This window comes from Agrobacterium sp. 6Ca8 (assembly GCF_055382765.1).
This window is the reverse complement of the sequence record NZ_AP026434.1, coordinates 371,507-381,361: the sequence shown is the minus strand read 5'-3', so window position 1 is coordinate 381,361 and position 9,855 is coordinate 371,507. Positions and strand designations below refer to the sequence as shown.

General features: G+C 59.8%; 11 protein-coding genes. All 11 read left to right on the top strand.

Features of this window, described 5'->3' with window-relative positions:
• Window positions 1-573 (top strand): hypothetical protein, encoded by a 573-nt coding sequence (locus tag ACZ5A6_RS15960; RefSeq protein ID WP_464111139.1) that lies wholly within the window; start codon window positions 1-3, stop codon window positions 571-573.
• 176 nt (window positions 574-749) lie between these two features.
• Window positions 750-1,352, top strand: a complete 603-nt coding sequence (locus ACZ5A6_RS15955; protein WP_245316644.1) for a hypothetical protein — start codon at window positions 750-752, stop codon at window positions 1,350-1,352.
• 17 nt (window positions 1,353-1,369) lie between these two features.
• On the top strand, window positions 1,370-3,484 hold the full coding sequence (locus ACZ5A6_RS15950; protein ID WP_464111138.1) for a terminase gpA endonuclease subunit: 2,115 nt from the start codon (window positions 1,370-1,372) through the stop codon (window positions 3,482-3,484).
• A complete protein-coding gene (locus tag ACZ5A6_RS15945) occupies window positions 3,481-5,136 on the top strand; it encodes a phage portal protein (RefSeq protein WP_464111137.1) in 1,656 nt (551 codons plus the stop codon). Before ACZ5A6_RS15950 ends, ACZ5A6_RS15945 begins: the two co-directional genes overlap by 4 nt.
• Window positions 5,136-5,393: a hypothetical protein gene (locus tag ACZ5A6_RS15940; protein ID WP_464111136.1), complete on the top strand. Its 258-nt coding sequence runs from the start codon at window positions 5,136-5,138 to the stop codon at window positions 5,391-5,393. Before ACZ5A6_RS15945 ends, ACZ5A6_RS15940 begins: the two co-directional genes overlap by 1 nt.
• 11 nt (window positions 5,394-5,404) lie before the next feature.
• Complete coding sequence (locus ACZ5A6_RS15935) at window positions 5,405-6,448, top strand: head maturation protease, ClpP-related (protein WP_464111135.1); 1,044 nt, start codon at window positions 5,405-5,407, stop codon at window positions 6,446-6,448.
• Window positions 6,449-6,501: 53 nt separating this feature from the next.
• Window positions 6,502-6,939, top strand: a complete 438-nt coding sequence (locus tag ACZ5A6_RS15930; RefSeq protein ID WP_464111134.1) for a head decoration protein — start codon at window positions 6,502-6,504, stop codon at window positions 6,937-6,939.
• Between the two features lie 89 nt (window positions 6,940-7,028).
• Entirely contained in the window at window positions 7,029-8,084 is a 1,056-nt protein-coding gene (locus ACZ5A6_RS15925; protein ID WP_464111133.1) for a major capsid protein, read from the top strand.
• A 148-nt stretch (window positions 8,085-8,232) separates the two neighbouring features.
• Window positions 8,233-8,526 (top strand): hypothetical protein, encoded by a 294-nt coding sequence (locus tag ACZ5A6_RS15920; protein ID WP_464111132.1) that lies wholly within the window; start codon window positions 8,233-8,235, stop codon window positions 8,524-8,526.
• Window positions 8,527-8,540: 14 nt separating this feature from the next.
• A complete protein-coding gene (locus tag ACZ5A6_RS15915) occupies window positions 8,541-9,293 on the top strand; it encodes a hypothetical protein (protein ID WP_464111131.1) in 753 nt (250 codons plus the stop codon).
• Entirely contained in the window at window positions 9,290-9,850 is a 561-nt protein-coding gene (locus ACZ5A6_RS15910) for a phage baseplate assembly protein V (protein WP_464111130.1), read from the top strand. The genes ACZ5A6_RS15915 and ACZ5A6_RS15910 overlap by 4 nt, the downstream gene beginning before the upstream one ends.
• Window positions 9,851-9,855: the final 5 nt, after the last annotated feature.

The following is a 9,855-nucleotide window of genomic DNA, read 5'->3' as shown; positions in this document are numbered from 1 at the left end:
ATGTCTGGTGTTTTGACGATCAAATGGGCCGACAGAAATCTTGCCAAGTACGGCAAGCGGCTTCAAACGCTGAATGCCCAATTCCCGAAAGTCTTGCCCCGCATCGTCAACCAGGTGGGCAACCGCTCGAAAACGGTTGTCATCCGTGAGCTGACGAACCAGACCGGCTTGCCAAGGCAGGTTATCGTCAAGGCGATTGGCAATCCTGCGGCAGCTCGGCCCGGTCGGTATATTTACGATATGACCACGCGGGGCGGAAACATCCGCCTCAAGTATCTTCGGCCGAAGGAAACTCCGGCTGGCGTGGTGGCAAGGCCGTTCGGCAAGGCAACGCTTTATCCCGGCACTTTCATGCGGGGCGGTTTGTTCCCGGATCGCAAAGAGGTTCCGAAGTTCAACGGGCACGTTTACTACCGGCTGAATTCGTCGGGCAGTAAAATCACCTTTGCGCGGTCGGGCGTCATCATTCCGGTGGAGATGTCCATGGGCGCAACGGCCGCCGCCTTCCATCGGATCGCCGCGCCGCTGCTCGATCAACGCGTTTCGGCGGTGCTTGATAAGCTGGTCCCGTGACCCTTCGACCCTGCCCCCCTTTGAGGGGCGGCACCCCCACCCCCCCATTTAGGGACCGTATTCGAAGAAAATCGACCATACGGGACAGGGGTACTGCGGGATTTCACTAGTTGCACTTTCGAAAAGCGGTACACGCATACACGCACGATGCACGCACGCTTGCACGGATGGATTTGATGGACGAAGACTGGATTTCCATCACCGAAGCGGCGGCGCGATTGACGCAATCCGGCGACAAGGTGGATCGCTCGACGCTCTCCCGTTACCTCAAGCAGCACGCGGAAGCGTTGCCGCTTCGCGAAGACGGAAAGTCGAACAAGGTTGATTACATCGCCCTGGTCGAGCATCGATCCGGCAACATTCGCATCCGTTCCGCCCCGGCCGGCACGCTCTTCAGCAGCGTGGCCAGCCCGGCACCTTCCTCGGGTGGCGTCCACAATCGCAACAAAACGCAGGCCGATGGCAACGCGCGCAAAGCGCTCGCTGACGCCGAGCTGAAGGAAATGGACCTCGCCAAACGGCGGGGCGAACTCACCATCGTTGACGAGGTCGATCAGGCCGGCCGCGATGCGGTTGCCCTGATGCAAAGCGCATTCGAGCGCGCCATCGAGCCGGAAGCCGCAACGCTCTCGCTCAAGTTCGGCTGGGACGAACGAACCGTGCGCCTTGCGCTGAAAGGGTTCGTCAAACTTGGTCTGGCGACCTTCAACGAGCAGGTGACAAAGCAACTTGAAGCGCTGAAGCGCCAAGCCGAGGGCGAGCTACTTCAGCAAGATTGATCAGGGCGGGCTTACCAGTGACCATTCACGATGTTCGCGCTCGATTTCCAGAGCTTGTCCATGGGGCGTTGGTCCTGTTTCGCGGCATGGCGGCCGCCAGCCGGCCGACTGAAGACCTGACGATAAGCGAATTTTCTGACGCTTATCGCAAGGTGTCGCCGGAATCGGGTTCCCCGTGGCCGGGTGACTTCCTGACGGACCGCGTTCCATATCTGCGCGAGCCACAAGATTGCCTGCATCCGGATCATCCGGCGCGGCGCGTCACATGCCGGTGGGCCGCCCAGCTCGGCAAATCGACCGCAATTGAAAACTGGTTTTGCTTCATCGTGGATCAAGCGCCCGGCTCGATGATGATCGTGCTGCCGACGCTGGAAGAAGCGACGAAGTTCAACCGCATCAAATTGCAGCCGACAATCGAGGTATCGCCCCGCATCGCTCACAAGGTGATGCCGGTTAATAGCCGTGACGAACAGGGCAGCACGTCCGCGTTCAAGCGCTATGCCGGTGGCTTCTGCCAGATCGTCAATGCAGGTTCTTCCAAGGGCTTGCAGATGGTGTCCATCAAGTATCTGGCGATGGACGAAGTCACGGGCTACCCGAAAGACGTTGACGGGCGCGGCAGTCCTCGCGATCAGGCGCGGGCGCGTCAGAAAATGTACGGCGACCTTGCTAAGGAGTGGCAGGGATCAACGCCGGGCATCGCCGGCGAATGCGCGATAACCGAAGATTTTGAGGCGGGCGATCAGCGATATCGCTATATGCCGTGCCCGCATTGCGGCACCTATCAGGCGCTCGAATTCGACATGATGCGCGGGCCGGACGCCGCGCGCGGCCTCCCGGTGCACATGCGTTGCATCCGCTGTGACGAACCGATCCTTGACGGCCACAAGCGCCAGATGGAGGAACAGGCACACTGGATCGCGCGCCGCGTCCACGAGGGTGACGATCCGGTACCGCTGGCGATAGCGCCGGCCGATCTTGCGAATTGGCTTTGCTCCGTAAAGGAGGGCAGGTGCCGCGAATGGGAACCGAGCTATCACCTTTGGGCCGCCTACGCGCCCCGCGAACGCTGGGCCGAAATCTGGAAACGGTGGGAAGACGCGCAAGGCGATACCACCAAAATGAAGGCGTTTTATCAGCAGGATTTGGCCCTGCCATACGATCCGGGCGGCGTCGAAATCGATCATGAAAAGATCGTCGAGGCGGCCCGTGACGAGGGCATACCGAACAACGTGATTCCGGAATGGGCGGCCCTGCTGGTTTCAGCGGCTGACGTTCAGGGCTACGGCATCAAGTGGGGTGTCTATGCCATCGGGCCGCGCGGGCAATATTGCCTTATCGACCGCGAGATTTTCGAGGGATCGCCCGACAAGTCGGACGAACCATGGATCAAGCTTTCTGACGCGCTCTCTCGGACCTACATCACGCCGAGCGGCAGGGAAAAGGGCTTGGACATTTCCGGCGTCGATACCGGCTGGGCAACGGACCGGGTTTACCGGTTCTGCGCCGGCCGGCCGAATGTTCTTGCTCTCGATGGTCGCGAACCCATCGGCCTGCCATGGCTCGGAACGCCGAAAAAGAAGGATATCAAGGATCATCGCAACCGCGTGATTGCGAAAGTCCTGCTCTATCCGGTCGGCCTCTACGATGTGAAAACGGCCGTTGCGGCCGCCCTCGCCAACCTGGTGCAGGGCGTCGGCGAGGATAACCAGTGGCCACGGGGCACCATCCATTTTGCTGCCAACCTTTGCGACAACGATTTCGCCAAGGAGCTGACGGCCGAAAGGCTGGTTGACGAGGAAGAAGAGGCGCGAACCAGCCTCAAGCGCGGTTCGCGAAAACTGGTCAATCCGAAGGCTGGGCGCAAATGGAAGAAGATCAACGGTCGCCAGAATGACTGGTTTGACGTGACCGTTTACGCCTATGCGCTTGGCTGGCACCTCGAAAACAAGCGCCGGCTGACAACGGACCGCTGGGCCGATTTGATCCGTGATCTTCACGGGGACACGGAACAGATAAACGACTTGTTCGACCTGGCCGATGAAAGCCCCTTCAGCAAGCAAAAACAGAAACCAGCGCCAGCAACCGGCAAGAAGTCGCGTCAGCGCAAACGTTGGGGGTCATACTCTTGAGTGAAAAACCTCGCCATCGCGTCAAGGCGAATTCGGTTCGGGTAACTGCCCCGGCCGCAAACAATCCGCTGGCGCGAAAGATGACTGCGCGATATCTGCGCGGCGACACGGCAGGAACCCTTGCCATGCGCCGCGCCGTCACGCGCGATGCCCGCCTCGATGTTCGCGAGTCGGCCGAACGCGCCTCGGCGCTTGCCTTCGACTTCATGCAGAACAGCGGCTGGATATCGGGCGCGGTTCAACAGATCATCACCGACACCATCGGCGACGAACTGAAACTCAATCTTCGCTCCCAGCTCGAAGCCTTCGGCTACACCAAAAAGCAGGCCTCCGCGTGGTGCCGCAAGGTTGAACGGGCATGGCGGCGCTTTGCGTGGAACCCGAAGGAATGCGATCTCGCCGGCAAGGCGACGATTGCAGATATGGCAGAAGCACTGTTGTTGAGCTTTCTTGCCTCGGGCGAGGGCTTTGCGGTTCTCGATCATCTGCCCTTGGATGAACAACGCCGCCTCGGCTTGAAAATCGGCCTGAAGGTTTCCATTCTTGCTTCTCATCGTTGCCCGCGCACGACCATCGAAAGCGAGGGGCTTGATCAGGGCGTCTATCATGACGAACACAACCGGGCGATTGGCTACAAGTTCCGCGTCCGCAAAAACGGTATCGAGACCGATCGGACCATTGACGGCGCTGACGTTATCCATGTCATGGACCGCGCCGCGAACCTCAACAGCCCGCGCGGGATTTCGGTCATTGCGCCGGCGCTGAAGGTCATCGCACAATCCGATCAGCTCGCGGATGCAACGCTTGCCACGGCCCTGATACAGACCATATTCGCCGCGACTATCAAAAGTCCCGAACCCAGCGAATCCGCGTTTGACGCCATCCGGACGCTTTCCGACATGGACGCGCCCGAAGGTTATGAGGGTGATTGGAACGAATTCATCGGCGGCCTGCAGGAAGACTTGATGGACGTTTGGGGCAATCGAATTGATGCCCTGAAGAACAAGGGCATTTCGATGTCCGAGTCCGGCCGCATCAACCATCTTGGGCCGGGCGAAACTTTCGAGATGCACTCGGCAGCAACGCCGGGTTCGCAGTATCTCCCGTTCTTCCAAAGTCTCCTGAAGGAAATCGCCCGATGCCTCGGCATCACATACGAGGCGCTGGCGATGGATCATTCCAACGCCTCCTATTCATCGGTTCGTATGGCCGTTGCCACCATCTGGCCTATCGTCATGCGTCGGCGCTCGCGGATCGTTGCCCCGTTCCTTCAGGGTGTTTTCGAGCGCTGGCTTGATGAGATGATCTTTCGCAAGATCATTCCATTCAAGGGCGGATATGCAGCCTTCAGCCGGGACCGCGAAAGCGTCTTCCAGTCTGAATGGAGCGGGCCGGCTGCACCATCTGCCGACGATTACAAGGCGGCGCTTGCTGCCAAGGTTCGTATGGAAACGGGAATTTCCACTTTCCATGACGAATGCGCACTCGTTGGCAGGAACGGCGAAGAACAGATCGCCCAGCTCGGCATCGAAAAGAGGATGTTCGACGCTGAAGGGGTTCCGCATCCGTTTGGCCGCTCGCAAGGCGGGGGCGGCGGGCCGCTTGGGGCTGCTGCCGAAGGCAACCGCGATCCAACAAAGGAGGCCGCCTGATGGCCGATAATGACGATCCTTTGAAGATCGACTGGTGCGCGCGCGCAGTCAAACTGCGCCGCGTCGAGGAAGCGTTGCTTACCGGCGAGATGATGACGGAAGGCCGCTTCGGCGAAGACATGATGCGCTATTCCACCGCCTCGCTCGACCAGGTGCAGCGCGCTTTGAATGAAGCCCTCCGCAATTGCCAGATTGCGCGCGACGAGAAACCCAAAATTCGGCGGCACGCTATCAGCGGTCGTTTCCGGCCCTACTGAGGTAATCCCAAATGGCTGCAATCCTTGAAGACGGAAAGCTTCGGCTTTCCGGCTATGTCGGCGAGTATTACTACGATGACGGTTTTACGTCTGCCGATGTGATCGTCGCGCTTTCACAGATCGATGGCGATTCCGAACTTGACGTTCATTTGAACTCAGGCGGCGGCGTCGCGACGGAAGGCGCTGCAATCCACGCGCTGTTGTCGGCTCGCCCCGGCATCACGAACATTGTCATCGAAGGCATCGCCGCGTCGGCCGCCTCGCTGATTGCCATGGCCGGCGCAACCGTCACCATGACGGCCGGCTCCGTGATGATGATCCATGATCCGAGCGGTTTCACCTTCGGAAATTCCAGCGAACACAGCAAGACAATCGAGGCGCTGGAAGCCTTAGCTACCTCTTATGCGCGCGTCTACGCCGCAAAGTCCGGCAAGAGCGCTGAAGACTGCCGCGAAATCATGAAGGCAGAACGCTGGTTTACCCCCGATGAAGCGGTTGCCGAAGGCTTCGCCGATGCGACGGCCACCACAAAGGCAAAGCCGGTTGCGGCCTTCGATTACAGCCTGTTTGCGCACGCGCCCAGAAAACTGGTCGCGCTGGCGAAAACGAAGAAATGGTCGATGGCATCCAGCCATCCACCAAAGACCCAAACGCCAAACCCTCCAAAGGAAACCACCATGACCGACGCAGAGCGCGCCGCGCTGCTTGAAACGGAAAACAATGGCCTGAAAGAACAGGTCGCGAAACTGACGGCCTCCGCGAACGACGCCGTTAAAGAGGCGCTTGACCGCCGCGCCGCCATCATGGCGCTGGATGAAGCCAAGGGCCGCGAGGCGCTTGCCGAACATCTGTTCAACGCCGGCAACACTGTTGAGGCCGCCAAGGCTACACTGTCCGTCGCGCCGAAAGCGGACGCCGGCGAGGAAGAATACCAGCCGCCGCGCCGCATGATGAATGCGGAAAACCTCAACCGCGAACCGAACGGCAAGCCGCAGGCCAAGGGCGGTCTGTCCGCCCGCATGGATGCCCGCGCCGCCAAGATGAAAAAGAGCTGATCGGCTCCGCGCGCCACCCCTGAAACTCCAATTCCTTTCGAAAGGAAAGAACCATGGGCACTTTGCCTGTCATGAAATTCCAGCAGACCCCCGGCATGTCCACGCTGCTGAAGAAGGAAGTAGATCCCGAAATCTCGCGTGCCGTTGGCACCCTGCTCGGCGGCACTGGCGGTAACGCCCGCCTGGTCAAGCTCGGCCAGCTCGTCGGCCGGATCGCCGGAACCGAAGAAGCGCCGGCCGGCGACAAGCTCGGCAAGCTGGTCGCATGGGACCCGGCCGCGACGGACGGTAGCCAGATCGTGCACGGCGTTTGCCTGAAGGACTGCGAAGCGCCGGACGGCGTGGACCGCGTTGACGGTCTGCTTTATTCCCGTCGCTTCTCGGTTCTCAACCGTGCCAACATCGTCTGGCCCGCTGGCGTCACTGTCGAACAGCAGGCCGCCGCCATCACAGATATCGAAGATCGCCTCGGCCTGATCCTGCGCGCCTGATCCACCCTTTCCATCAATAGCCGGCCTTTCAGCCTGCGCGCGCGGGACGCGATGTCCTGCGCCTTTTTCTTCACAAGGAACAATCGGCAATGCCTGAAATCTTGCTGCCTTACTCCAACGTTGAACTCACTGACGAGGTCAACAAACTGCCGAATACCTTCGGCCTCCTGAACGCGCTCAACATCGCGCCGAGCGAACCGAAGCGTTCGCGCATGGTTCGCATCGACTTCCGCGACGGCCAGATCGTCGTTCTCTCGCATCAGGAGCCGGGTGCGCCTGGTGAGGTTGCCGGCGATGATGACCAGAACGGCATGATCATTGCGATCCCCCATTTCACCCACTTCGAAAACATCCTTGTGGGCGATATCGACGGCATGCTCGAAGTGGTCAACGGCGAAATCACCGAGCGCTCGCTCGACGCCGAGCTTGAACGCAAGCTTGTCATCATCCGTAAGAACCACGCTATTACCCGCGAGTTCCTGCGGCTGGGCATGCTCCGCGGCGAAATCAAGGACGGCAAGCTTCGCACGCTCTACAATCTTTACGACACGTTCGGCGTCGAAAAGAAGGAAATCGATTTCGCGCTCGGCACGGCCGCTACCGATGTCCGCGCCAAGTGCGAGGAAGCAAGCGACCACATCATCAGCAATGCCAGAGGCGAAACGGTCGGCGCGGTGGAAGCCGTGGTCGATACGAAATTCTTCTCCAAGCTGATCTCGCATGCCAAGGTCGAAAAGTTTTGGGTGCAGGCGAACAATTCAGGCCTTCACGCAACGCTCGAACGCCAGCGCCTCGGCGGCAACTGGGGCCGCGTCTTCGAATTCGGCGACATTCTCTTCCGCGAGTACAAGGGCGGTCTGCCGGTCAAAGCGAACGATGGCGCTATCTCGACGGTCAAGAACGTTGATGACAACAGCGGCACGGCCTACCCGACCGGCACGCAATCCATGTTCCGCACGTATGACGGCCCGGCCTATCATATCGACCGTGTCAATCAGGCGCCTACGGAAGGTGAAGACGGTTCGATCTTCATCTCGACTAAGGTTCTCGATCACGGAACCGGCCTCGAAATGAAATCTCAGTCCAACATGCTGGCCATCTGCAAGCAGCCTGACTGCCTGGTGCAGCTCAAAACCAGCAACTGATCATCAACAATCGTCCGGTCGCCAGCTCGGCGGCCGGGCGCACTCCATGGGGATTGCCATGCCGATTGCTTCTTCCTTTCGGGCCGCGCGCGATGCGGTTGTGTCCGGAGTCGACCAAAGGTTTGCGGAGCGCATTCGACTGTCGCCCATGAAAAACGAGAAAGCCGATCCGGACCGGCCGCAAGTCGTCATCATGGCGGTTCTGCGGACTGGCGACGAAACGGCCGGGCCGCTCGATGTCAGCGGCGGCCGCTCCCTGCACTCGCGGATCGCGGCGGGAAAGGCGGCTCTCTACATCGACCGCACCGAATATCCCGATATCGTCCTTCGCAAGAAAGACAAGCTGCGCGCCTTGGATCGCCCCGGCGAACCTGTCTTTGAAGTTTCCACGGTCGATGACCGTAGCCACACCCGGCTGATTGCCGGGCTTAATCAAGCCTGACGCTGGTAGGTGCCATGTCTCTTGTTCGTATTGCCCTCCGCATCTGCGCCGTTCAAGCTTTCAAGGGCCGCACTCTGGTTGGCGACAATGTTCTCGATAGCGAGATTGGCGCTTTGGAAACCAGCTCCGCCGGCGAGCTTAAAACTCCGCAGGAAAAGCAATTCGTTTCGGTCTATACCGACGACAGCAAGCAGGTGAGCGGCCTTGAATTGCGCTCCCTGATCGCCAGCGGCGAAATCGATCTCGTTTTTGAAGCCGGCGTTGCTTCGCCGCACCTGATGACCGATCCGCTTACGGAGGAAAAGGTCATCATGAATGGCCTCCCTGCGGCCGACGCCAACTTCGAATTTTATCTCGATATGACGCTTCGCCAGATTGCAGATGCGCTGGCCGATCCGGACAATGAGTGGGCTGCGATATTTAACAGCTTGATTTTGCGGGTCGAGAAATGCCAGCGCGCGCGTATCAGCGGCGACACGAACGGCGTTCGGTTGGCGGCGCATCAGATGAAAATGACTGTTGCCGCCATTGCCGAGCCGGTCGCGGGCCACCCCCTGAAGCCGGGAACGCCGATGGCCGCATTCTTCGCGAAATGCGAAAGCGACCTGGTGCACCGCGAGCCGGACATGGTCAAAAAGATCGCACTCATGAAAGCGCAGATCGCCGGCGAGGATGAAGAGCTGGCAGCTGCGATGCGGCGCTATGGCATGACACACAGCGAAGCGGACGCCATGCTGCTGACGCTTCCGGATGGGGGGGCGCCATGAAGGGTGATGACTGGCTAGTCCACCATATCGAGGAACTGAATTATCGGATTGCCGATATCGAGCGCCGCGAGCGCAACCGTCGCCGCAAAGGCAAGATTGCCGAAATCAGCGACGACAAGAGCAGGTATCGCGTCGAGCTGTCCCGGCAGGGTGAGAAACCCTACGTGACACCATGGATCAAGGCGCGCACGCTTTCGGCCGGTGGCGTCAAGGTCGACGTGCTTTACAGCGTCGGCGAGCAAGTGGACGTGGTGTCAGAAAGCGGCGATCTCGCAGACGCGCAGATCGACTTCTCGACCTATAGCGACGAGAACGCCCGCGAAAACAGCGACACGCCGTTTCACGTAAAGATCGGCGACACCGTCATCGAGGCGACGGGCGGCCTTGTGAAAGTGACGGCCGAAAAGGTCATTGTGCAATCCGACAACGTGCAGCTCGGCGGCGACGGCGGCAAAAAGGTCGCGCGGATCGGCGACCTGGTGCACGTCATGTCCGGCTCTTCTTCCGGAAAATGGCCGATTGTCGAAGGCTCGGGAAAAGTCTTCGCGATAGACTGAGGAAC